This is a genomic window from Jiangella aurantiaca, assembly GCF_004349105.1.
GTDB lineage: Bacteria > Actinomycetota > Actinomycetes > Jiangellales > Jiangellaceae > Jiangella > Jiangella aurantiaca.
The window spans coordinates 267,393-291,708 of record NZ_SMLB01000001.1; the positions used below are offsets into that span (position 1 = coordinate 267,393).

At 70.8% G+C, this 24,316-nt stretch carries 20 protein-coding genes; 5 read left to right on the forward strand and 15 right to left on the reverse strand.

Annotated features, from left to right (window positions below):
• Positions 1–8: 8 nt before the first annotated feature.
• Positions 9–575 carry a dihydrofolate reductase family protein gene (locus tag E1262_RS01070; protein ID WP_132101175.1) on the reverse strand — a complete coding sequence of 189 codons (567 nt, stop codon included), beginning with the start codon at positions 573–575 and terminating at the stop codon, positions 9–11.
• Positions 576–577: 2 nt separating this feature from the next.
• Entirely contained in the window at positions 578–1,387 is an 810-nt protein-coding gene (locus tag E1262_RS01075) for an alpha/beta fold hydrolase (RefSeq protein ID WP_132101176.1), read from the reverse strand.
• Between the two features lie 103 nt (positions 1,388–1,490).
• Here E1262_RS01075 and E1262_RS01080 point away from each other — a divergent pair, with 103 nt between their 5' ends.
• A complete protein-coding gene (locus E1262_RS01080; RefSeq protein ID WP_132101177.1) occupies positions 1,491–2,126 on the forward strand; it encodes a TetR/AcrR family transcriptional regulator in 636 nt (211 codons plus the stop codon).
• Positions 2,127–2,192: 66 nt separating this feature from the next.
• Here E1262_RS01080 and E1262_RS01085 read toward each other — a convergent pair whose 3' ends face one another.
• The 13 genes from E1262_RS01085 to E1262_RS01145 all read right to left on the reverse strand — a co-directional run bounded on the left by E1262_RS01085 (position 2,193) and on the right by E1262_RS01145 (position 18,531).
• The gene (locus E1262_RS01085; RefSeq protein WP_132101178.1) at positions 2,193–5,195 is read right to left on the reverse strand and encodes a beta-L-arabinofuranosidase domain-containing protein; all 3,003 of its coding nucleotides are present in this window, start codon (positions 5,193–5,195) and stop codon (positions 2,193–2,195) included.
• A gap of 446 nt (positions 5,196–5,641) precedes the next feature.
• Complete coding sequence (locus E1262_RS01090; RefSeq protein WP_132101179.1) at positions 5,642–6,316, reverse strand: GntR family transcriptional regulator; 675 nt, start codon at positions 6,314–6,316, stop codon at positions 5,642–5,644.
• Positions 6,317–6,396: 80 nt separating this feature from the next.
• A complete protein-coding gene (locus E1262_RS01095) occupies positions 6,397–7,398 on the reverse strand; it encodes a proline racemase family protein (RefSeq protein WP_132101180.1) in 1,002 nt (333 codons plus the stop codon).
• 27 nt (positions 7,399–7,425) lie between these two features.
• Positions 7,426–8,334, reverse strand: coding sequence for a dihydrodipicolinate synthase family protein (locus E1262_RS01100; protein ID WP_132101181.1), 909 nt, complete (start codon positions 8,332–8,334; stop codon positions 7,426–7,428).
• A 77-nt stretch (positions 8,335–8,411) separates the two neighbouring features.
• Entirely contained in the window at positions 8,412–9,938 is a 1,527-nt protein-coding gene (locus tag E1262_RS01105; RefSeq protein ID WP_338033332.1) for an aldehyde dehydrogenase (NADP(+)), read from the reverse strand.
• Positions 9,939–9,959: 21 nt separating this feature from the next.
• The gene (locus E1262_RS31595; protein WP_132101183.1) at positions 9,960–11,378 is read right to left on the reverse strand and encodes an NAD(P)/FAD-dependent oxidoreductase; all 1,419 of its coding nucleotides are present in this window, start codon (positions 11,376–11,378) and stop codon (positions 9,960–9,962) included.
• Positions 11,359–11,631, reverse strand: coding sequence for a (2Fe-2S)-binding protein (locus E1262_RS01115; protein ID WP_132101184.1), 273 nt, complete (start codon positions 11,629–11,631; stop codon positions 11,359–11,361). The genes E1262_RS31595 and E1262_RS01115 overlap by 20 nt, the downstream gene beginning before the upstream one ends.
• The gene (locus E1262_RS01120; RefSeq protein ID WP_132101185.1) at positions 11,628–12,770 is read right to left on the reverse strand and encodes an NAD(P)/FAD-dependent oxidoreductase; all 1,143 of its coding nucleotides are present in this window, start codon (positions 12,768–12,770) and stop codon (positions 11,628–11,630) included. The genes E1262_RS01115 and E1262_RS01120 overlap by 4 nt, the downstream gene beginning before the upstream one ends.
• Entirely contained in the window at positions 12,760–13,893 is a 1,134-nt protein-coding gene (locus E1262_RS01125; RefSeq protein WP_132101186.1) for an ABC transporter ATP-binding protein, read from the reverse strand. The genes E1262_RS01120 and E1262_RS01125 overlap by 11 nt, the downstream gene beginning before the upstream one ends.
• Positions 13,890–14,906: an ABC transporter ATP-binding protein gene (locus E1262_RS01130; protein WP_132101187.1), complete on the reverse strand. Its 1,017-nt coding sequence runs from the start codon at positions 14,904–14,906 to the stop codon at positions 13,890–13,892. Before E1262_RS01130 ends, E1262_RS01125 begins: the two co-directional genes overlap by 4 nt.
• Before the next feature lie 4 nt (positions 14,907–14,910).
• A complete protein-coding gene (locus tag E1262_RS01135; protein WP_132101188.1) occupies positions 14,911–15,846 on the reverse strand; it encodes an ABC transporter permease in 936 nt (311 codons plus the stop codon).
• Complete coding sequence (locus tag E1262_RS01140) at positions 15,843–16,847, reverse strand: ABC transporter permease (protein ID WP_132101189.1); 1,005 nt, start codon at positions 16,845–16,847, stop codon at positions 15,843–15,845. Before E1262_RS01140 ends, E1262_RS01135 begins: the two co-directional genes overlap by 4 nt.
• A gap of 7 nt (positions 16,848–16,854) precedes the next feature.
• On the reverse strand, positions 16,855–18,531 hold the full coding sequence (locus tag E1262_RS01145) for an ABC transporter substrate-binding protein (protein WP_203453414.1): 1,677 nt from the start codon (positions 18,529–18,531) through the stop codon (positions 16,855–16,857).
• Positions 18,532–18,919: 388 nt separating this feature from the next.
• Between E1262_RS01145 and E1262_RS01150 the strand changes: the two genes are divergently transcribed.
• From E1262_RS01150 to E1262_RS30090, 4 genes are all read left to right on the forward strand, one after another.
• Entirely contained in the window at positions 18,920–21,010 is a 2,091-nt protein-coding gene (locus tag E1262_RS01150) for a M6 family metalloprotease domain-containing protein (protein ID WP_132101190.1), read from the forward strand.
• An 89-nt stretch (positions 21,011–21,099) separates the two neighbouring features.
• Entirely contained in the window at positions 21,100–23,265 is a 2,166-nt protein-coding gene (locus E1262_RS01155) for a metallopeptidase domain-containing protein (RefSeq protein ID WP_132101191.1), read from the forward strand.
• 31 nt (positions 23,266–23,296) lie between these two features.
• Positions 23,297–23,746: a hypothetical protein gene (locus E1262_RS30085; RefSeq protein WP_162605708.1), complete on the forward strand. Its 450-nt coding sequence runs from the start codon at positions 23,297–23,299 to the stop codon at positions 23,744–23,746.
• Positions 23,743–24,309 (forward strand): TlpA family protein disulfide reductase, encoded by a 567-nt coding sequence (locus E1262_RS30090; RefSeq protein ID WP_162605709.1) that lies wholly within the window; start codon positions 23,743–23,745, stop codon positions 24,307–24,309. Before E1262_RS30085 ends, E1262_RS30090 begins: the two co-directional genes overlap by 4 nt.
• Positions 24,310–24,316 lie beyond the last annotated feature (7 nt).

Consider the following 24,316-nt stretch of genomic DNA (forward strand, 5'->3'; position numbering starts at 1 on the left):
CCCACACCCTAGGCGCGGTCCCGCTCGAACAGGGTGATCAGGACGCCCTCGCCGACGGTCCGCGACTCGGTGGGCCGCCACCGGGTCCGGTCCGTGGTCTCGCCGAACAGCTTGCGCCCGGTGCCCAGCACGAATGGGAACGTCATGAGGTGCAACTCGTCGACCAGGTCGTGCTCGAGGAGCTCCTGCGCGAGCTTGATGCTGCCGACGACCTGCAGCTCGCCGTCGGTCTCGGCCTTGAGCCGGGCCACCTCGGTGGCGACGTCGCCACTGATCACCTGCGTGTTGTTCCACGTGGGCTCGGTCAGCGTGCTCGAGACGACGTACTTGCGCATGCCGTTGTATTTGTCGGCCAGGACGCCTTCGTAGCTCGGCCAGGCGGCCGCGAAGCCTTCGTACGTCACCCGGCCGAGCAGCAGTGCCTCGGCGCCGAGCGCCTCGTCGGTCTTGAACTGCTCGCCCTCGTCGCCGCGGTCGATCTCGAAGGTCCAGTCCCTGTACCTGAAGTCCTCGCCGGCGGGCGCCTGCACGACGCCGTCGAGGCTGATGAACTCGGTGACGACGATGCGGCCCACGGTCAGGCCCCCTGCACGAACGCGCGCAGCGCCGGAGCGAGCACGTCGGCCGTCGTGCCATGGTTCTCGCCCGGCACCGGCTTCAGCGTCGCCGTCGGCAGCAGCTCGGCCAGCGCCCGCGGACCCGGGATCAGCGTCGGCCAGGTGTCGATGCCGTGCATGACGAGGACCGGGACGTCGATCGACGCCCAGCGGTCGGCCGGCAGCGGGTTGCCGGACATCGTCGTGCCCATGATGCGGCCGTCGTAGGCGATCGTCGGCGCGATGCCCAGCATGACCGGCCAGAAGTCGCTCTGCTTCAGCCCTTCGACGTCCTCGGGGGAGGCGACGATCGCATCGGTCATGAAGATCGCGACCGCCTCGTCCGGCCGCCCGGCCGCGTTGGCGGCGTCGAGCCGTTCGACGTAGTCCGGCGGCAGCGGCGGGCGGACGTCGTCGACGACGAACGGCGGCTCGAAAACCGCGACGTGGCTGACCGGCACCAGGCCGGAGGCGGCCACGTCCAGGGCCAGGACGCCGCCGGAGGACCAGCCGAAGATGACGGCCGGCCCGCCGCCGGCATCCTCGACCAGGGTGGCGACGTCCTCGATCTCGCGCCGGACGGCGTACGGCGCGGTGTCGGTGCTCTCGCCGCGGCCGCGGCGGTCGTAGGCGTAGGTGCGGAACTCGTCGGCCAGCAGCCGGCCGGTCTCGGCGTTCAGCGGGTTGGTCGCACGGTAGGCGGTGGCGCCGTCGATCATGATCAGCGGCCGGCCGCTGCCGAAGGCGTCGAAGGCGATGGTGGTGCCGTCCTTGGAAATGACCGTGCTCATCTCGTGCTCCCGTATCTCGGCGGTGGCTTGGAACTAGACGGTACAGTACTCACATAAGTACGGAACTGTCTAGTACTCTGTTCGCAGCGAGCGAGGAGGAGCCATGGTTCTCGAGGACGTGGACGAAGGACGGACGGCGCGCAAGCGCCGCGCCATCCTCGAGGCGGCCACCGAGGTGTTCCTGCAGCACGGCTACGTGGGCGCAAGCATGGACCAGGTGGCGGCGAAGGCGGCGGTCTCCAAGCAGACCGTCTACAAGCAGTTCGCCGACAAGGAGCACCTGTTCGCCGAGATCATCGTCGGCCGGACATCGGTGCTGGGCGACCGGCTCGCCGAGGTGTACGCGACCCTCGACGACGCCACCGACCCGCGGCAGGCACTGCGCGACGTCTGTCACCAGCTGCTGGGCAGCCTCAGCCGGCCCGACGTGCTCCAGCTGCGCCGGCTGGTCATCGCTGAGGCCGACCGCTTCCCCGGGGTCTCCGGCACGTGGTGGGAGCGGGCCTTCCATCCGTCGCTGGTGGTGCTGGGTGAGGCGCTGCAGCGGATGGCCGGTCGGGGCCTGCTGCGCGAACTCGACGACCCGACCCTGGCCGCCTACCACCTCGCCGGTCTCGTCATGTACAAGCCGATGAACCGGATGATGTTCGCCGGCACCGCGGCGGTGCCGCCGCCGGACGAGCTGGAGTACCTCGCCGACCGCGCGGCCGACGTGTTCGTAGCCGCCTACGGACGGTGACGCAGGTGCGCCGGCCCGGGCTGCGGTCCCGGGCCGGCACACCTCCGCCGGATCACGCGGGCGCCGTCACGTCACCCGGAGGTCGGCCTGCGCCCGCGAGGCCGCCGTGATCACGTTCTGCCGGTCGCGCCGGCTGAACCGGCCGGCCGCGACCCACTCGGCCGACACCTCCTCGACCCGGCGGATGAACCGGCCGTGGTCGGGGAACGGCGCCGCCGCCCAGACCTTGTCGAGGAAGCTGTCGCCGTCGTCGCCGCGGGCCTCGTTGGAGACGCCGGAGTCGACCGACCCGAACACGATCTTCGGCTCGACCCGCTTGTAGTACACGTGGTGCGCGTCGTTGATGCCGACGTAGAGCGGCCGCAGTGTGTGGTCGTGCGTGCTGAAGAAGTTCGGTTCCTCCAGCGCCTCGACGGCCGCCGCGAGGTCGCCGTCGAGCTTGAGGTGCGGGTAGAAGGAGAACTGCCGCCACTCGCGCGACCGGTTGAGCGCCGGCAGCACCACCGGGCCGTGGAAGATGCTCTCGACCTGCGGGTCGTCCAGCGCGCGCTCGGTGCGCAGGCTGAACGGCATCGCGATGTCGATGCGGTCGCCCGGCGCCCAGCTGTGGTCCAGCGTCAGGTATGTGCCCGGCTCGGCCGCGACGTCCACGGCGGCGCCGTTCACCGTCACGGTGAAGCCGCGCCGCGCCCAGAACGGCACCCGCAGCTTGACGGCGAGCGGCCCGCTGCCGTCGACGGTGATCGACGTCGACTCCTGCCGCGGGAAGTCCGTCACCTGGGTGACGGTGAAGCCCTTCTCGGCCCACGTCAGGGTAGAGGCGATGTATAGGTTCACGTACAGCGTCGACCCGTCGGCGGACTGCGCGTAGATCGTCTCCTGGTACTTCGTGTGGTTCTCCATGCCGGTGCCGCCGCAGCAGGTGCCGTTGTTGCCGAAGCCGCGGGTGGCGCCCGGGTGGGCCGGCAGGAAGTACGTCACCTGCGGGTCGCCGGCGCTGTCGTTGTCGCGGCGCGAGCCGAGGATGTGGTTGGTCAGGCCCCGCTCGTAGTAGTCCATGTACGCCGGGTCGGGGTTGTGGAAGTACAGGTTCCGGGTCAGCTTGAGCAGGTTGTACGTCGAGCAGGTCTCGCCGCCGCCGCTGCTGGTGCCCGAGGTCGCGCTCTGGAAGTGCAGCGACTCGGAGATGTCGCCGCGCGGCTGGAACAGCTCGGGGTTGGTGTTCGCCGGCCGCCCGGGCGCCTCGCCGTACTGTCCGCCGGCCGAGCCGTGGCTGAACATCCGGTACGGGATGATCATGTGCCAGAAGTTCTCGGCCGCCGTGTGGTACTCGGCGTTGGCCTCGGTGTCCTGCTCGTAGATGCGCAGGTAGCCGGTGAACTGCGACACGTGCTGGTTGACGTGGATGCCGGTGAGCACGTCGCGGTCCTCCAGGGCCGCCGGGAACACCGTCCGCCGGTTGTCGAACGCCTTCGCGGCGACGAGGTACCTGGCGGCCTGCTCGGGGTCGGTCGCGATGGCGGCCAGGTGGGCGAGGTTCTCGTTCGACCCGCCGAACTCGCCGGCGATGTGCAGCGACCACATCCGGTTGAGGTTCTCGCGCGGCACCCGCGACAGCCGGCTGTGCACCCAGTCGCCCATCTTCATGACGATCTCGAGCGCGCGCTGGCTGCCGGCCAGGAGATGCGCGTCGATGAGGCCGCGCATGATCTTGTGCAGCGTGTAGTACGGCGCCCAGATGCCGGAGCCGCTGTAGGTGGTGAACTCCTCCAGCCGGATGAACTGCGCCTCGGTGTACGCGGACAGGAAGCCCGGATGCCGGCGCCCGTCCGTCGCGCCGAAGAACTCGCCGTGGTTGTTGCGCCCGGAGGAGTCGGCGATCGTCGGGCCGGGCGCCTCGTCGAAGCGGTACCAGGCGACGAGGCCGTCGGTGCCGGAAGACGTGGGATCGGCCACGACGGCGGCGACCTCGGCGGGGCTCAGGCCGCGGCTGAAAATCTGGAACTCGTCGACCAGGCCGTTCAGGAACTTGATGTTGACCTGTGGGAACTGCGCGCGGCCGATCCAGTTGGCCGGCGTCACGCCCAGGTCCGACGGCGACAGGCTCAGTTCGGCGCTACCCGCCGCGACGCCGTTGACGTAGATGGTGCCGATGCCGCCGGACTTGACCACGGCGACGTGCGCCCACTCGCCGGCCGTGAGCGCCGTCGTCGCCTGGACGCGTTGTTCGCCGGCCGCGCCGCCGGTGGTGATGGCGAAGCGCGGGCCGGTGTCGTTGTGCACGGACAGGTACATCCGCGACAACGAGTCCGACGCGGCGCTGCCTGGGTGGCCGAAGTCGAACAGGCGGGCGTTGTCGTCGCGTACGGCGAGGTTCACCCACGCGGCCACGGTGAAGTCGGTGAGGCCGCTGACGATGCCGGCCGGGAGCTTGATGTAGTCGGCGTCGCCGGTGATGTGGCCGTTCGGGGTGCCGGTGAGCCGGATCACTGTCCCGTTCCGGCCGGGCACCCGCGGCGTGGGCCGCGCGGCCTGGGCGGCCAGTGCGTCCTGGCACTCGCCCAGCCCGTTCACCATGTAGTCGAGCTTGTCCTTGAAGATCTGCTCGCCGGTCGACGCCCACGACTGCGCCAGCAGCGTCAGGAAGTGCCCGCTGAAGTGGCCGCGCAGGTTGCCGTCGGGCGACTCCCAACTGCCGATCGGGTTCACGCCCTTGTGGTCCAGCCCGGCCGTCACCCGGAAGCTGCGCAGCATGCGGTCCGGCCCGCGCTGGTCGTCGCGCACGCCATTGACGACGCTTGGACCGTACTCGCGGGCGTAGTTGAGCAGCCGGTTCCGCTTCTCCTTGAAGACGCTGTCGCCCAGCGTCACCTGGCTCAGCGTGAACGGGCGCACCCGCCAGCTGTCCGCGATCGGCAGGCTCGGCAGGCTGGTGGGCGTGGCCGCGGCGGTGGAGGCGCTGCCGGGCGCGGCACCGGCGGTGCCGGCCGCCATGGTGCCGACGGCCGGTGCCGCGGCCGCCAGGGCCCCCAGGCGTAGGACGGTGCGCCGGGACAGGTCCTTCTTCATGTGGTTCTCCTTGTCCGGGGAGAGCGTTCCGACGGGTGTGGGAGACACGTTCTGTTAGCGGTAACAGCGTTGAAAGATGTGACATGGTACTGATGCGACGAAACGCGCGTCAAGGGTGTCACCGTCCCATTGCCGCGGGTGCATCACGACTCGCGGGCACCGTCACGTCGATCATGGAGAAGCGCCCCTTTCGGGCACCTCGAGAGGGGACCTTCTCCCTGATCATCAACCGGGCCGGAGAGCCTTTGTGTGATCAGCGGTGCACCACGAGGCCCGAACCACCGCGGCCGAGGGGGGCTCGGCCGGTGGTTCGGGCCTCGTCTCCGGGGGCCCAGCGCCGGTGGGAATCATCGGCACCGCCGGCGCTGGTACAAGCCTGCCGCCGGCGTCTAAGTCTCCGGTAAGCCGAGCGTGAGAGCCCTCTCACTCGGCCGAGCGGAGCAGCCTCAGCCCTCGCGGCCGGCCCACTCGCGTCGGATGTGGCCGATGTGGGTCCGCATGAGCTCCTGCAGCTGCTCCGCCTCGCCGGCCTCGATGAGGTCGCACATCTGCTGGTGCTCGCGGGCGCTGGCGACCAGCCGCCCGGACGAGGCGAGCGACGACAGGCCGTAGAGGCGGGTCTGGGCGCGCAGCTCCTCGACGATGCGGACGAGGCGCTGATTGCCGCTGGCCGACAGCAACCGGACGTGGAACTCGCGGTCGGCGCCGATGTAACTGATGAGGTCACTCTCGGCGGCGGCGTCGACGATGGCCGCGGCGAGGTTGCGCAGGTGGGACAGCTCCTGGGCGGAGATCGCCGAGACGGCCTGGGCCGCGATGGGCGGCTCGAGCAGCTCGCGAATCTGGGTGATCTGGTCGAGGTCGGTCTCCGACATGTCGGTGACCTTGAAGCCCTTGTTGCGGACGACCTCGACGAGGCCCTGCTTGACGAGGTCGAGCATCGCCTCGCGGACAGGGGTGGCGGAGATGCCGAAGCGCTCGGCCAGTCCGGGGGCGGAGTACAGCTCCCCGGGCTTCATCTCGCCGGACACGATGGCGCCGCGCAGTGCGTCGGCGACCTCTTCTCTGACGCTCATCCGCCGTGCGAAGGACGGCAGAGCCAACTGCCGCAGTTCAGCCATCTGTGGTCCCTCCGGTGTTGCACGGCGGCCGAACGTCACGGCGACGTCGCGTTCGTGCGAGATATCCCACCTCTTCAACCCTAAAGGAGAAAGCCCTCGGGAAAGGGATCTGTCGGGTCGAGGAAGTACTGTGCCGTTCCTGTCAACCAAGCGCGTCCGGTGACTGTAGGTATCACCGCGGGAAGGTTTCCGATCGTCGACTCGCCGACGAGGCGGCCCACGAATCGGCTGCCGATCAACGACTCGTTGACGAAGTCGGTATCGAGCGGCAGTTCACCGCGGGTGAAGAGCTGGGCCATGCGGGCCGACGTGCCGGTGCCGCAGGGTGAGCGGTCGAACCAGCCGGGATGGATCGCCATCGCGTGACGCGACCGGCGGGCGTCCGAGCCGGGATCGACCAGCTGGACGTGGTGGCACACGTTGATGTCCGGGTTCTCCGGGTGGACGGGGGCATCGTGCTCGTTGATGGCGTCCATGATGGCCAGCCCGGCGGCGAGCAGCTGGTCCTTCTGCGCGACGTCGACGCGCAGGTCCAGCTGGCCGGCGTCGAGGATGGCGTAGAAGTTGCCGCCGTAGGCGAGGTCGTAGGTGACGGTGCCCCACCCGGGGACGTCGACCTTCGCGTCGAGCCGATCGGTGTAGGCGGGGACGTTGCGGATGGTGACGGCCTCGGCGGCGCCGTCGCGGACGGCCACCTCGCAGACCACCAGCCCGGCCGGGGTGTCGAGCCGGATCGTGGTGACCGGCTCGGTCACCTCGACCATGCCGGTCTCGACCAGCACGGTGGCGACGCCGATGGTCCCGTGCCCGCACATCGGCAGGCACCCGGAGACCTCGATGTAGACGACCCCCCAGTCGGCATCGGGCCTCGTGGGGGGCTGGAGGATGGCGCCGCTCATGGCGGAGTGCCCACGCGGCTCGAACATCAGCAGCCGCCGCAGGTGGTCAGAGTGCGCGATGAACCATTGACGCCGCTCCTCCATGGTGGCGCCCGGGAGGGTGCCGACGCCGCCCGTGACGACGCGCGTCGGCATGCCCTCGGTGTGCGATTCCACGGTGTGGAAGATCCGCTTGGATCGCATCGTCGCTACTCCTCGGTCGTCCCGCTGTCAGGCTACGTTCGCCGACGAGAATTGCGCGGCGATGGTTTGCGTGAGCTCGCGGATGAGGGCGGCGTTCTCCGGCACCATCGGCTGCCGCGGCTGCCGGACCGGGCCGCCGCCGAGGTTCAGGACGTCCATCGAAAGCTTGATGGCCTGGACGAACTCGGTGTGGAAGTCCCAGCGCAGCAACGGGTGCAGCGTGCGGTACAGCGGCAGCGCGGTGTCGAGGTCGTGCGCCAGCGTGGCCTCGTACAGCCGGACGCTCTCGCGCGGGAAGACGCTGGTGAAGCCGGAGATCCAGCCCTTCGCGCCGGCCAGGCCGACCTCGACGACGGAGTCGTCGGTGCCGATGAGCACGTCCAGCCCCGGCGCCCGCTCGCCCAGCTCGTAGGAGCGCCGCGACTCGCCGGTGAACTCCTTGACGCCGACGATGAGGCCCTCGTTGTACAGCTCGGCCAGCAGCGCCGGCGTGAGGTCGACCTTGGTGTCGATGGGGTTGTTGTACGCCGACACCGGCAGGCCCGCCTTGGCGATCTCGCGGTAGTGCTCGATGACCGAGCGCTCGTCGGCGCGGTAGGCGTTCGGCGGCAGCGCGAGGACGACCTCGGCGCCGGCCTCGCCGGCCTGCTCGGCCCACTGGCGCGACTCGCGGGCACCGTACGCGCCGACGCCGGCCATGACGGTGAAGCCCTCGGGCGCCGCCTCGACCGCGACCTCGACCATCCTGGCCCGCTCGTCGGCCGTGAGCACCTGGTACTCGCCGAGCGACCCGTTGACGCAGACGCCGTGGCAGCCGCCCTCGGCGAGCCAGCGCACGTGGTCGGCGTACCGGTCATAGTCGACCGACAGGTCGTCACGGAAGAACGTCGGGGTGGCAACCAGAACGCCGTGCCAAGGCTTTTCACGACCGTCCATGTAAGGCTCCATTTCTATACTATATAACATTTCACTCATGTCTGAAGAACCGGACCATCGGGACTAAGTGCTGAATATTAAGTTTGCAGAATGCCGTCCACTCGCCGCGGAATGCCCGGATTCGCCTCGCGCAGCTCCTCGGGTAGTACGTGCTCGGGGGCGTTCTGGTACGAGATGGGCCGTAGCCATCGGCGGATCGACGTCGGACCGACGGAGGTGTGCGCGCTGAGGGAAGCCGACGGGTACGGCCCGCCGTGCTGCATGGCCCAGGTGACGGCGACGCCGGTCGGGAAGCCGCCGAACAGGAGCCGGCCGGCCCGCCGCCGCAGCGTCGCATGCAGCCGGTCGACGAGCTCGGTCTCACCCTCGCCCGCGTGCACGGTGGCGGTCAGCTGGCCCTCGAGGCGGTCCAGCGCGGCCAGCAGCTCGCCGGTGTCGCGGTACTCGATGACCAGCGCCGTCGGGCCGAAGCACTCCTCCAGCAGCTCAGCGTCGAGGTCGGCCGCGGCGACGGAGAACACCACCGGGCGGCCGAGTGCCGGGTCGTCGCCCTGGCCGTCGCCGAGCGTGCGCAGCCGGCCGTCGGCGCGCCGCCGCTCGGTCTCGCGCTGGTAGGCGTCGCGGATGGAGTCGTTGAGCATCCGGCCGGCCGGGACCTCGGCGAGCTTCGCGCCGAGCGCGGCCCGCAGCTCGTCGCCGCCGTCGCCGGCCGGCGCGAACAGCAGCCCTGGCTTGGTACAGAACTGGCCGACGCCCATGGTGATGGAGCCGACATAGCCGGCGGCGAACTCCTGCGCCTGGCCGGCCGCCACCTCGGGCGTCACGACGAGCGGGTTCAGGCTGCCGAGCTCGCCGTAGAACGGGATCGGCTGGGGCCGCGCGGCGGCGAGGTCGGCCAGCGCCCGGCCGCCGCGGGTCGAGCCGGTGAAGCCGACGGCGCGCACGTCCGGGTGGGTGACCAGCTCTTTGCCGGCCTCGAGCCCCTCGACCAGGCCGAGCGTCCCCTCGGGCAGCTTGGCCTCGGTCAGCCCGGCCCGCATGGCGGCGAACGTGCGCCGGCTGGTCTCCGGGTGCGACGGGTGCGCCTTGACGACGACGGGGCAGCCGGCCGCGAGCGCCGACGCGGTGTCGCCGCCGGGCACGCTGAAGGCCAGCGGGAAGTTGCTGGCGCCGAAGACGCCGACGACGCCGACCGGCACCAGCATGCGGCGCAGGTCGGGCTTCGGGCCCATCGGGGTGTCGCCGGCGTGATCGATGGTGGCCTCGACGTACGAGCCCTCGCGCAGCACCTCGCCGAACAGCCGCAGCTGGTACGTGGTGCGGGTGAGCTCGCCGTTCAGCCGGGTGGCGCCCAGTGCGGTCTCGTCGTCGGCGGTGGAGACGATGGCGTGGCGGTCGTCCTCGAGCGCGGCGGCGACGGCGTCCAGGGCGTCGGCCCGGCGGACGCGGCCGGCCTGCTCGAACGGCACGGCGGCCTCGGCCGCCGCGCCGACGGCGTGATCGACGTCAGACATGCGTGAGCCTTCCAGGGTCGGTGCGGGGTGAGTCGTCGACGATCTGCCCGCCGGGCGTCGGACGTCGTCGTCGTGTGCTTCCTGCAGAATATCTTAGTGACATGTGAAATGTCACTGTTGTCCGTTGTGACCGGCGTCGCCCGCCAGCCGGCCGAGCGAGATCGGTGCGGCGATCGGCCGTTCGCTCACCCCCTGTAAGTCGAGCGCCGACACAGGGGCTGACCCAGGGGCCGACGCGGTGAGGCAGGCAGTGGCGTACCCACACACCCGTCCCTGACACCATCCCATGCCGGCCCGGCTCAGCAACTTCGCGGTCCGTGCATCGGTCGCGCCGAGCTCGTCGACCGCGGCCCGCACCTCGCCCGCGGTCACCTCCTCGCACCGGCAGACCAGCGTGTCGTCGCCCAGCCAGGTCTGCCAGCCGTCGCGCACCGGATGGACGGCGTGCATGGCCGCGGCGAACCGGCGCAGCGCCCGCCGGCGACGCCGCAGCCTGGCCGGCACCGGGGCGAGCGCGGTCCCGGTCGCGGTGGCCGCGGCCGCCGTCCCGGCGATCTCGCCCTCGGCCACGGCCAGCGGCGCCCCACCCACGCCACAGGCCTCGCCGGCCACGTAGACGCCGGGCACCGACGTCCGCTGGTGCTCGTCGACCTCGACGACCAGCGAGCCGTCGGCGTCGACCCGGGTCGCGACGCCCAGCGCCAATGGCAGCTCCAGTTGCGGCGTGAACCCCCAGCCGACCGCGACGGCGTCGCACTCGACGACCCGCTCCGAGCCGGGCACTACGCGCCACTCGCGGTCGAGCCTCGCGACGGTGACGGCCCCCACCACGTCGTCCCCGTGCGCGGCGACGACGGCTCGGCGGGTGTGGAACGGCACCCGGTGTCGGGCCAGCGCGGCGGCGTATCCGGCGCCCTCGGTGAGCTTCGCCGCCACCCTGGCGACGGCGCCGGCGTGCCGGGCCCAGCCCGCAGGCCGGTTCGCCTCGTACACGCCGACGACCCGCGCGCCGCGGGCCGCCAGACCCGCCGCCACCGGCAGCAGGAACGGCCCGGTGCCGCCGACGACGACCCGCCGGCCCACGAGCACCTCGTTGCCCTTGAGCAGGGCCTGGGCGCCCCCGGCGGTGTACACGCCCGGCAGGTCCCAGCTGCGGAACGGGACCTGCCGGTCGTACGCGCCGGGGGCGAGCACCAGGCTCCGCGCACCCACCTCCTCCTCGGCGTCGCCGGCCACGGACCGGACGGCGAACCCGTCGGCGGCTGAGCCTGACACCGTCCACACGTGGTGTCCGAAATATTTGACAGCATGGGCGGCGCCGTCGACTAGAGAGCGGAAGGTGCGCAGGTCGTGGTGGAGGTCGGCGACCGCTCCCAGATCGCCGGGCCGGTGCCGCCAGTACTGGCCGCCGGGCTGCCGCCCGGCGTCGATCAGGGCGACGCGCGCCCCGCCGGCGAGCGCCGCGGCCGCCGCGGCCAGCCCGGCCGGACCGGCGCCCACGACGGCGACGTCATACGGCGAGGTGGCCACGGCCGTCTCCTTCCTGGCTGCGGACGATCGCGCCGGAGGACGCAGGCACCAGGCAGGCGCGCTGGTTGGGCACGTCGTCGACGGTCACCAGGCAGTCGAAGCAGATGCCGATGCCGCAGAACACGCCGCGCGGTCGGCCCTCGCGCCGGGTCGTCCGCCAGGACCGCACCCCGGCCGCGACCAGCGCCGCGCCGACGGTCTGCCCCTCGCTGAACGGGACCGCACGTCCGTCGAACTCGAACCGCGCGCTCATGCCTCGAACCGTTCGGGCCGGTAGGGTGTCACGTCCAGGTCCGGGTCCTCGCCGTCGATCAGCTGGGCGATCAGCCGCCCGGTGGCGGCGGCCAGGCCGATGCCGGCGCCCTCGTGCCCGCACGCGTGGTACAGGCCGGGCGCCCGTGGGTCCGGTCCGATGACCGGCAGGTGGTCCGGGCAGTACGGGCGGAAGCCGCGGTAGGCGCGGATGACCTGCACGCCGGCCAGGACGGGGAACAGCGCGACCGCCTGCGCGGCCAGCGCCCGCAGCACCCGCACCGACAGCGTGCGGTCGTAGCCGACCCGTTCGCGGCTGGCGCCGATGAGGATGGTGCCGGCCTCGGTGCCCTCGACGACGGGTGAGGTCTGCAGGTCGGCGTCGTCGCTGGCGACGTCGGCGACGTACTCGGCCGCGTAGACCTTGTGCCGGACGATGCGCGGCAGCGGCTCGGTGACGAGGATGAAGCCGCGGCGGGGCAGCACCGGCACGTCGACGCCGGCCAGGGACGCGACCTCGCCGCCCCAGGTGCCGGCGGCGTTGACGATGGCGCCGGCGGGCAGGTCGCCGGCCGAGGTCCGCACGCCGGTCACGCGGCCGCCGGAGCGCAGGAACCCGGTGACCTCGACGCCGGTGCGCACCTGAGCACCCTTGGCCCGGGCCGCCCGCAGCAGCCGGGCGGCCGCCAGCATCGGCTGGACCTGCGCGTCGCCGGGGTACAGGACGCCGCCGGCCAGCGACGGCGTCAGGTGCGGCTCGTGCTCGGCCAGCTCGCCGGCAGGCACGACGACCGTCTCGACCCCGGTGTCGCGCTGCGACGCGGCCAGCGACACCAGTGTGTCGAACCCGGCCGGCGTGGACGCGACCACCAGGCCGCCCTTGGCGTCGTACTCGAACCCGCCCACCTCGACGGCCAGCTCGCGCCACAGGCCGGACGACAGCCGGGCGAGGTCCAGCTCGGCGCCCGGCGGCTTGTCCGAGACCAGGATGTTCCCCTCGCCGGCGCCGGTGGTGCCGCCGGCCACGGAGCCGCGGTCGACGACGGTGACGGACCGCCCCGACCGCGCGGCGTACCAGGCGGTGGCGGCACCGACGACACCGGCGCCGACCACCACGACGTCGGCGGCGTCAGTGGGCACCGGGCGGTCCTCCCGGGGTGAGCCCGCCGGCGACGTGCGCCTCCGTCGCCTCGATGCTCCCGGGCGAGCTGCCGGCCGGAGTGAGTTCGACCTCCTCCGGCCTCACCTCATGCGGTGTGATCTTCCCGGCCAGGATGTCCTCGGCGTAGTGGCAGGCCACCTTGTGCCCGGGCGCCACCAGCGGCAGCTCGCGCAGCGCGGGCCGCTCGGTGTCGCACTTCGTCGCCTGCTTCCAGGGGCACCGGGTGTGGAACCGGCAGCCGGCCGGCGGGTTCGCCGGCGACGGCAGGTCGCCCTGCAGCAGGATCCGGCTGCGGGTCTCCTCGACGTTGGGGTCCGGCACCGGCACGGCGCTCATCAGCGCCTTCGTGTACGGGTGCAGCGGCTGGCGGTAGAGGTCGGCGGCCGGCGCCTGCTCGACGATGCCGCCGAGGTACATGACGGCGACCGTCTTGCTGATGTGCCGGACGACGGCGAGGTCGTGCGCGATGACGACGTAGGTGAGCGAGAACCGCTCCTGCAGCTCCTTGAGCAGGTTGATCACCTGCGCCTGGATCGACACGTCGAGGGCCGACACCGGCTCGTCGGCGATGATCAGCGCCGGGTTCAGCGCCAGCGCCCGGGCGATGCCCAGCCGCTGCCGCTGCCCGCCGGAGAACTCGTGCGGGTACCGGTTCACCACCGACTCCGGCAGCCCGACGACGTCGAGCAGCTCGCGCACGCGCTTGGCGTGCCCGGCCGAGCCGCCGGGGAACTTGTGCGCCCGCAGCGGCTCGGTGAGCAGCGACTCCACGCTCTGCCGGGGGTCGAGGCTGGCCATCGGGTCCTGGAACACCATCTGGAACTGGCGGCGGACGGAGCGCATCTTCCGCTCGCTCAGCGCCAGGATGTCCTGGCCGTCGAGCGTGACCGAGCCCTTGGTCGGCTCGATCAGCCGCATGATCGCCCGGCCGAGCGTCGACTTGCCGCAGCCGGACTCGCCGACCAGCCCGAACGTCGTGCCGGCCTCGATGTCGAGGTCGACGCCGTCGACGGCCTTGACGGCGCCGACGGTGCGCTGGAACAGCGTCCCGGACTTGATGGGGAAGTGGACCTCGAGGTCGCGGACTTCGAGCAGACTCACCGGGCCACGTTCCCTTCGTGCAGGATCACGTCCTCGCCGACCGGCCGCACGCAACGGACCGGGTGCGGCACGATCGGCGTACCGAGCTCGGCCACCGGCGGCGGACCGGACAGGCACTCGGCCACCGCCCGCTCGCAGCGTGGCTGGAAGGCACATCCACGGTCCCACGGGACGGTGTCGCGCGCGGAGCCGGGGATGGTGTGCAGCAGGTTGTCCGGATCGTCGTCATCGATGCGCGGGATCGACTGCAGCAGGCCGTCGGTGTACGGGTGCGACGGCCGGGCGAACAGGTCCTTCGTCCCCGCCGACTCGACGATGCGGCCGGAGTACATGACGTGGACGTCGTCGCAGAGGCCCGCGACGACGCCGAGGTCGTGGGTGATCATGATCATGCCGCAGCCGCTCTCGGCGACCAGCGTGCGCAGCAGGTCGAGGATCTGCGCCTGGATGGTGACGTCGAGCGCCGTCGTCGGCTCGTCGGCGATGAGCAGCTTCGGCCGGCAGGCGATCGCGATGGCGATCATGACCCGCTGGCGCATGCCGCCGGAGAGCTGGTGCGGGTACTCGCCGAGCCGGCGCACCGGGTCGGGGATGCCGACCCGGCGCAGCAGCTGCTCGGCCTCGGCCTTCGCCTCGCCCTTGGCAAGCCCGGCATGCCGGATGAGCACCTCGGTGAGCTGCCGGCCGATGGTGACCACCGGGTTCAGCGACGTCATGGGGTCCTGGAAGATCATCGCGACGTCGCGGCCGCGGACGTCGCGCAGGGCGCGCTGGTCCATCGAGGTCAGCTCGTTGCCGTCCAGCGTGACGGTGCCGCCGACGCTCACGCCGCGCGACGGCAGCAGGCCCATGACGGCCAGCGACGTCACCGACTTGCCGGACCCGGACTCACCGACGATGCCGACGGACTGGCCCGCCGCGACGTCGAAGCTGACGCCGTCGACGGCGCGCACCGGCTGCTGGCCGGAGCGCGTGAACGTGACCGAGAGGTCGCGCACTTCGAGCAGGCTCATGGGATCACCGCCGGAACTTCGGGTCGAGGGCCTCGCGCAGCGACTCGCCCACCAGGGTGAAGCCGAGCGCGGCGAGGACGATGGCCAGGCCGGGGTAGATGGCCAGCATCGGCGCCGACGTCAGCGTCTCCTGCGCGTCGGTGAGCATGCGGCCCCACTCCGGCGCGGACGGGTCGCTGCCGGACAGGCCGAGGAACGCCAGCCCCGCCGCCTCGACGATGGCCAGCGCCAGCGTCAGCGTGCCCTGGACGATGACGGGGGTGAACGAGTTCGGCAGCACGTGCCGGAACACGATCGCCGAGCGCGAGATGCCCAGCGACCGCGCCGCCAGCACGTAGTCGGCGCCGCGCTGCCCGAGCATCTCGCCGCGCAGCAGCCGGGCGAAGATCGGCACGTTCACCACGGCGATCGCGATCATCACCGAGGTGAGGCTCTGGCCGAGCATGGCGGCGACGGCGATGGCGAACAGCAGGCCGGGCACCGACAGCATGATGTCGACGAACCGCATGACGAGGGTGTCGACCCAGCCGCCGAACGCCCCGGCCAGGACGCCGAGCGCGATGCCGGCGACGGCGCCCAGCGCCAGCGAGACGACGCCGATGAGCAGCGACTGCCGGGCCCCGTAGATGATCCGCGAGAACACGTCGCGGCCGAGCGGGTCGATGCCCAGCCAGTGCTCGGCCGACGGGCCGGGGTACTGACCCGGGCGGACCTGGTCCAGCCACGAGTTGTCCGTGGGGGAGTACGGCGCGATCAGCGGCGCGAAGATCGCGACCAGCACGAAGACGGCGATGAGCACCATGCCGACGACCGCCATCGGGTTGCGCACCAGCCGGCGCAGCGCCTCGCGGCCCAGGCTGGAGGGCGGCCGCGCGGCCGCCTCCGTCGTGGCTGGGGCCGGTCCGCCCGGCTCGCCGGCGACCACCTCGTTGACGCTCATGAGACCCTCACCCGCGGATCGAGCAGCCCGTAGACCAGATCGACGATCATGTTGATGACGACGTAGACGACGGCGATGACCAGGATGAACCCCTGAATGGTCGGAAAGTCGCGCTGCACGATCGCGTCGGCCATGAACTTGCCGACGCCGGCGAACGCGAACACGGTCTCGGTGAGCACCGCGCCGGCCAGCAGGACGCCGAGCTGCAGGCCGATGACCGTCGTGACCGGCAGCATCGCGTTCTTCAGCACGTGCCTGCGGGTGATGGTGCCCGGCAGCAGGCCCTTGGCCTCGGCGGTGCGCACGTAGTCCTCGTTGATGACGTTGAGGACCGACGCCCGGGTGATGCGGACGATCACCGCGAGCGGGATCGACGACAGCGCCAGCGCCGGCAGGATCAGATGCTGGATGGCGTCCCAGCTGGCGTCCAGGTTGCCGGTGACGATGCCGTCGAGGACGTAGAACCCGGTGGGATGCTCCGTCCGGGCTCTCGCGTCGGCCCGGCCGGCCGTGGGCAGCCAGCCGAGCTCGACCGAGAAGACGTACTTGAGCAGGTAGGCGAGGAAGAAGATCGGGATCGTCACGCCGAGCAGCGAGCCCGTGACCGCGACGCTGTCGATCCAGGTGCCGTAGCGCCGGGCCGCCACGTACCCGAGCGGTATCCCGACGCTGACAGCGATCAGCAACGCCGCGACGGCCAGCTCGATGGTGGCGGGGAACCGGCGCAGCATCTCGTCGATGACCGGCTGCCCGGTCTGCAGCGAAGCGCCGAAGTCGAGCCGGACGGCCCGCCCCAGGAACTGGAGGTACTGCTCCCAGAGCGGGCGGTCCAGGCCCAGCTGCGATTCGATCGCCGCGACGGCCTCCGGCGTGGCCCGTTCCCCCAGCAGCGCTTGTGCCGGGCCGCCGGGCAGGGCACGAACCCACGCGAACAACAGGACCGACAGACCCAGCAGGATCGGGACGAGCAGGAGAAGGCGCCGGACGATGAATCTCAGCACGTGTCGATCAGCCCTCGATGTCGACCAGCTTGAAGTACTCCAGGCTGACCGGCGACGGCGTGTAGCCCGTGATGTCACCGGCGAGCGCGAGCAGCGGCTGGTTGTGGACGAACGGAACGCCGGGGATGTAGTCGTAGATCAGCTGGTTGACCTCCTGGTACACCTCCTCGCGCTGGGCCTGGTCGGTCATCGTCAGCGCCTCGTTCAGCTTGCTCTGGATGGTCGGGTCGGTGAAGCCGAACTCCGGCCGGTCCTGGCGGAAGAACGTCCCGATGAAGTTGTCCGGGTCGGCGTAGTCGCCGGTCCAGCCCAGCAGGTGCAGCTGGCCGAGGCCGTCGCCCTGGATGTTCTGCAAGTAGTCCGGCGTCCACGGCACCGTCTTCGGGACGATGGTGAAGCCGACGGCCTGCAGGTCGGCGGCGAACGACTCGTACACGGCCTGCGGGTCCGGCATGTACGGCCGGGACACGTCGGACGGGTACCAGAACTCCAGCGTCAGGTTGGTCTCGCCGGACTCCTCGATCAGCTGGCGGGCGAGGTCGGGGTCGTACTCGTAGCCCTCGATGTCGTCGTTGTAGCCCCACTGCTCCGGCGGGAGGAACTCGTTGGCGACGACGGCGCCCTCCGGGTACGCGGCGTCGAGCAGTCCCTGCCGGTTCAGCGCGTGCGCGATGGCTTGGCGGATCTTCGGGTTCTGGAAGATCGGCAGCTTGTTGTTGAAGCCGACGTAGCCGACGTTGAACGCCGGGCGCTCGACCACCTGGTCGCCGGCGCTCTCGATGGCGCCGATGTCGGCGGCGTTGACGCCCTCGTAGGCGTCGATCTCACCGGCCTGCAGCGCCTGGAGGCGGGCGGTCGGGTCGGCGATCGGGCGGAAGATGATCTCGTCCAGCGCGGGCGCCTCGCCCCAGTAGTCCTCGTTGCGCTCCAGGACGAGACTCTCGCCGCGGTCCCAGCTGACGAACGTGAACGGGCCGGTGCCGGCCACCACCTCGGAGCCGAAGCCGCCGCTGTAGGTGAACGAGTCGCCGCTGGCCTCGATCTCGGTGCCGCCCTCCTCGATGGCCTTCGGACTGGCGATGGAGAACGCCGGCAGCACGAGGCCCGCCAGCAGCGCCGACGACGGCTCGGTGAGGGTCAGCGTGGCGGTGAGCTCGTCGGTCGCCTCGCAGGACTGGTACCGGCTCGTGTCGGGCGCGGAGTCGACCTCCTTGGTGGCGAAGCCGCCGAAGATCGTCTGCCAGTAGTAGGTGACGTCGCCACTCTGCGCGGGGCCGGTGAAGTTGTACCAGCGGTCGAAGTTGAAGCAGACCGCCTCGGCGTTGAACGGCTCGCCGTCGTGGAAGGTCACGCCCTCGCGCAGGTGGAACGTGTAGGTGAGGCCGTCGGGGCTGATCTCCCACTCCTCGGCCAGGCCGGGGACGACCTCGGTGGTGCCGGGCTCCAGCGCGACCAGGGTCTCGTAGATCTGGAAGATCACTCGGAACGACTCGCCGTCGGAAACGTAGGCGGCGTCGAGGGTCTTCGGGTCCTCGGACGCGCCGAAGATGAAGGTCTTCGGGTCGCCGCCGTCGTCGCTGCCGGTGTCACCCGAGCCGGAGTCGTCGCCACCACAGGCTGCGGCCAGCAGCCCTACGGCGGCGGTGAGGGCGAGGAGTCGCCCTGCCTTGCGGTGCACACGCATTGGTCCTCCTTGGTTCGACATGCGACAAAGCCGAGGGGGCGGCCGGCTCGCTGATCTGGCGTCGGGACGCTCACTGCGCCTGTGGCACCCTGGACGGCACGACCGGCGCAGGCGTCTCCAGGCACCACAGAGCACAGATCTACCATCAGAGCGGGCACAGTGCGATGTGCTATTGCACTACTGTGTCCTAATCGTAACGCGGGTGAATGCCCCCTTTTGTCCTGGCGCAGGGCCCCTCGATCAACGTCTCCTCAGGGGCGAGCTCCGGGGTTGTTACACGTGACCGGTGACAGTACAATGTCACCCCATCTCCCATACCGGCACAGACTCACCGCATCCCGGCGTCGCCGTCCGGTGTCGCCGTCCCGCACCCCGTCGAGGAGGATCTGTGTCTCCGACATCGTCGCGACGCATCAGGGTGCGGGCGCTGCTGATCGCCGTGGCCGCGTCCGCGCTGCTCTTCCCGCAGCTCGCCGGCGCCGAGGACGCTCGCCCGTCCGGCGCCCCGCCGCTCGTCCCGATCGACCCGCAGGACTGGGACAACCAGTACGACCTCACCTGGGACGACTTCATCCCGGTGCCGGGCGTGGATTGGACCGACCCCAACCGCGAGCCGAGCGTCGACACCTGGCGAGCGGCGCTCGTCATGGTCGACTACCCGAACATGACGTTCCAGATCAGTCAGCCGGAGGGCTCGACCATCTTCGGCACCCCGATCGGAGTCGGTGACGTCCCGCGCGAGGACGTCCCGGAGTTCTACCGCGACCTGCTCAACACGCCGGGTGAGCTCAACCACGGGCAGACGCTGAACTCGTACTGGATGGAGGACTCCTACGGCCAGTACGGCGTCGAGGTCGACTCCTTCGGGCCGTTCCGGATGCCGCGCAACCACTTCGAGTACGGCAACTCGCCGTTCGGCAACGCCGCCAGCTGCCCGCCGGGCTACACCTGCAACGGCAACTACACCCGCGACGCGAGGGCGCTCTACGAGGCCAACGTGCCGGCGGAGGTGCGCGCCCAGTACGACCTGATCTTCTTCATGGGCGCCGGCCTCGACGAGTCGACCGCCTGGCAGGTGTTCGGCGAGATGATGTTCGACTCGCCGGAGGACGTGCCCGATGAGTTCGGCCCGCCGGCCGAGTTCGATCCCGACGGCGTGATGACGAACTGGATGCCGACGCGCTACATCCCGTGGACGTCGTGGGCGGCCGGCTCGTTCACCTGGGCCAGCGCCGGCAACGGCACGGGCAACATGGCGGAGTCGTCCGGCACCGCCGGGTTCGCGCACGAGTTCAGTCACATCCTCGGCATCGGCGACAACTACAACGGCGCCTTCGCCGTGCCGGCGCAGCGCACGTTCACGGGCCAGTGGGACATGATGAGCCAGGGCTCGTGGAACGGGCCGACGGGCATGCACACCCGCTGGAAGGTCCCGGCCGACGGCGGCTCGATGGTCGGGCCGCACCACAGCATCCGCAACAAGCTCGAGCTCGGCCTCATCGACACCGACGACATCGTCGACCTCAGCCGCACCGGGCTGGAGTCGTCCGGCGTCGTCGTCGCCAAGGTGCGTGCGCGGGCGGCCGGTCCGCTCGAGGACGAGCTGCTCGGCGTGCGGATCCGGCTCGACGGCGCCGCCCCGGTTGACCGCACACCGCCGTGTCACCCGTCGACGCACGGCCCCGAGTGCATGGGTCAGAGCGACTACACCCATTACACGCTCGAGGTGGTGCAGCAGCTCGGCGTCGACTCCTACACACCGGGCAACGGCGTGCTGATCTACAAGAACAAGGACCGTGCCAGCAACTGCGGCACGGCCACCTGCTTCTCATGGCTGATCGACCCCAACCCCGCGGACATCGGGATGGTCGACTTCTACCAGCCCGACGGCACCCCGCGGATGGTCGTCACGGGCGATCCGCGGCAGGTCAACGACGCCACGTTCAACGCCGGCACGAACTCGGGCACGGACTTCGAGTGGGTCGACGCGCACAACCGGTTGCACTTCTACATCGTCGACGTCGAGAACGACGACGACGGCGTGCGCACGTACACCGTCGCCGTCCGCTCGCTCGACGGCGCCGGGCCGCAGGAGCGCGGCGTCGACCTGGCTGCGGGGGAGCCCGGTCGGCATACCCCGGGCAAGGCGGCCACCTGCGCCTTCCCGCTCTCGAACACGGGGGCCGCGGCGCCGCTCGACGCCTCCGCGCACCCGAGCGACGTCACCGACGAGGTGGCGGCAGATGTCTACCGGCTGTCGGTGAGTTCTTCGGGCGCCGGCTGGGACGCCGAGCTGTACAACGAGCTGGCCGCGAGCCGGTTCGGCGACACCGTCGAGGTGCCGGTGTACGTCACCCGCACGCCGGGTGCCGCCCGGGAGACCACGGTCACGCTGACCGCGACCTCGGAGAGCGACCCGTCCGCGACGGCGACGGCCACCTGCGTGGTCGACGTTGCGGCGACCACGGTGCGCCCCTGACTCGCGCGCCGGTCACATTCCCGGCTGCCCGGGGGCGTGACGAGAAATGTGCAATGTCGTATTTTATCCAGAATATGTGAGGAGAGCGCATGCGCATGAGGCTCAAGCGGACGAGCGTCGCGAGGCGGTGGCGGCTGGGACTCGCCGCGGCCGCGGTCACGACGCTCGTCGTCGGCATGGCGGGCGCCGGTCAGGCGGCGCCGCCTGACTTCGAGGTCCAGCCGATCGACCCGCAGAACTGGAAGAACCAGTACGACATGACCTGGGACGACTGGACCGACATCCCGGGGACCGACTGGAACGACCCGACGGCCGAGCCGAGTGAGCGCGGGCTGCGCATCGCGCTGGTGGCGGTGGACTTCCCGGACCAGCCGTTCGTCATGACGCAGGAGAAGCAGACCGACCTGTTCGGCAACCCGCAGATCGACCCGATCAGCCGGGACGAGGTGCCGCAGTTCTACCACGACTTCTACATGGTCCCGAACGAGTACAACCACGGCCGCACGATCCAGGAGTACTGGATGGAGCAGAGCCGCGGGAAGCTCGGCGTCGAGGAGATGGACGTCTTCGGCGCGTACCAGGTGCCGCGGAACCTGTTCGAGTACGGCCTGAACGAGTGGGGCCAGGCCTCCGCCTGTCCCAAGGGCTTCACCTGCAACGGAAACCTCGACCGTGACGTGGACACGGTGTGGAAGGCCGACCTGGCCGCGAAGGGCATCCCGTGCCCGGACAGCCGGTGCGGCTACGACGTCATCCTGCGGGTCTACGCCGGTTACGACGAGACCAGCATCTGGCAGGAGTACGGCGAGATGATGTTCAACACGAAGGAGGACATCCCTGAGGAGTGGGGTCCGCCGGCCTCGGTCGACCCCGACAACGAGATGCCGAACTGGGCGCCGACGCGGTACGTCGAGTGGACGTCGTGGCGGGCCGCGGCCCAGCAGTGGGGCCTCTCGTCGATCCGGCAGGCGGAGAGCTCGGGCACCATCACGCATGAGATGGGGCACTTCTTCTTCAGCATCGGCGACAACAACAACAACCCGTTCACCAACCGGCAGAACCCGCCGCAGCCGTTCCACCGGGTCGGCTCTGCACCCTGGGACATGATGGACCGCGGCTCGTTCAACGGCCCCGGTGGTCACCACATGCGCTGGGTCGTGCCGCCGAACATGGGTGGCTGGTCGCCCTCGGGCCTGATGGTCCGGAACAAGATCCACGCGGGCATCCTGCCGGCCGAGAACGTGCTCGACGTCAGCCGTGAGGCGCTGGCCGACACCGGAGTCGTCGTCGACGAGGTGACGGCGCGCGCCGTCGACCCCGGCCCTGAGGGCACGTCGGGCATCAAGATCCGGCTCGACGGCCCGGGCGCCGTCCCGGACCGCACCTCGTTCTGCGACGCCAACGCCGATCCGTTCTGCCACACCGACCCGGTCGACGTCGATCCCCGTCCGGAGGTGGAGAACCTGCAGACCGGGTGGGACAACTACACGCTGGAGGTCGTGGACCGGATGGGGTTCGACTCGTTCAACCCCGACACCGGCGTCATCATCGCCAAGAACAAGACCAACGAGCGCCCCGCCCGCGACACCTGCGGCTACGGCTGCTTCAACTGGGTCATCGACGCCAACCCGCAGGACATCGGGCTGGTCGACTTCTACAAGCCGGACGGCACGCCGGTCATGGCCACGATCGCCGACCACCGGCAGCTCAACGACGCCGCGTTCCACGCCGGAACCAACTCCGGCTCGGAGTACGAGTACGTCGACGAGCACAACCGGCTGCACTTCTACGTCATCGACCTGGAGCGCGACGAGGACGGCGCGCTGTCGTACACCCTGGCCGTCCGGTCGCTCGACGGGTCCGGCGACCAGGAGCGCGGCGTCGAGCTGGGCGAGGCCGAGGTCACCGGCCTGCGCATCAGCCAGGCCGCGCAGTGCACGTTCCCGCTGACCAACACCGGCGAGGACGCCACGAATGCGGCCGGCCACGTCAGCGACGTCAGCGACAAGGTGAAGAACGACGTCTACCGGCTCTCGGCCGACGCCAGCGGCCAGGGCTGGACCGCCGAGCTGGACAACGCGCTCACCACGGCCCGTGCCGGGGAGACCGTCGAGATCCCGGTGTACGTCACGCGCGAGCCCACCGCGGCGCGGGACACCACCGTCACGCTCACCGCGACGTCGGAGAGCGACCCGGCGGCCACCCAGTCCGTCACCTGTACGGTCGCGGTCAAGGACACCAACCCGCGCCGTTGATCCCGGGAAGGGGACATATCCCTTGCAAGCAGTGCGTGGCCGCACGGCGCTTGCCGTCGCCGCCGTGATCCCGGTCCTGCTGGCCGGATGCGGCGGGTCGTCCGACGACTCGTCCTCCGGCGGTTCGGAGGAGTCCGGCGTCGTGCGGGTGCTCATCCCGGACGGCAACCTGCGCCGGCTCGGCGAGCCGTGCAACGGGGCGGGCGCGTTCCGCTCCATCCACGCCGAGGCCGCCTTCACCATCGAGGACGGCGACGGCGTCGAGGTGGCGCGCGGCGAGCTGCCGAACGGTACCGCGGAGAAGATGATGGACGTCAGCTTCCGCGAGGGCATGCGGCAGCCGACGATGTGCGTCATGGAGGTCGAGGTCGAGGGGCTGACCTCGGTCGACGGCCAGAGGTTCGTGGTGGGCGACGGCTTCGCGGTGCCCATCGAGCCGAGCGAGGACGCCGGACTGATCGGAGAGGTGTTGATCTCGTGAGGCGGGTTCTCACTGGTGTGGTGGCCGCGGCGGTGACGATGGGGCTCGTCGCCGGATGCTCGGGCTCGGACGACCCGGCAACGGTGTCGTTCGACCTGCCCGGCGACGTCCCCAGCGACGTCACGTTCGTCGACGCGCCTCCGGACGCGCCGCCGGCGCCACCGTTCGAGCTCGGCCTGCTCGACGGCAGCACCCTGGACGTCGCCGAACACTGGGAGCAGCGGCCGGTCGTGCTGGTGTTCTTCGAGTCGTTCTGCGAGCTGTGCGCGCAACAGCAGGCCGAGATCACCGAGCTGAGCGAGGAGTACCGCGACGCGATCCTGTTCGTCGGCGTCGGCAGCGCCTCCAGCGAGGACGACGCCGCCGAGTACGTGCGCGAGCACGACATCAGCTACCCGGTGGGCCTGGACGCCAGCGGCGAGGTGTTCCGGCGCTACGGCGTCGACGAGCCGCCGCTGGTGGCGTTGATCGCCCGGGGCGGGCAGCTCGTCCGTGGCTGGCCCGGCGGGGTCCAGGACCTCGGCGCCCAGCTGACGGAGTTCGTCGTCGCAGCTGCCCGATGACGGTGCC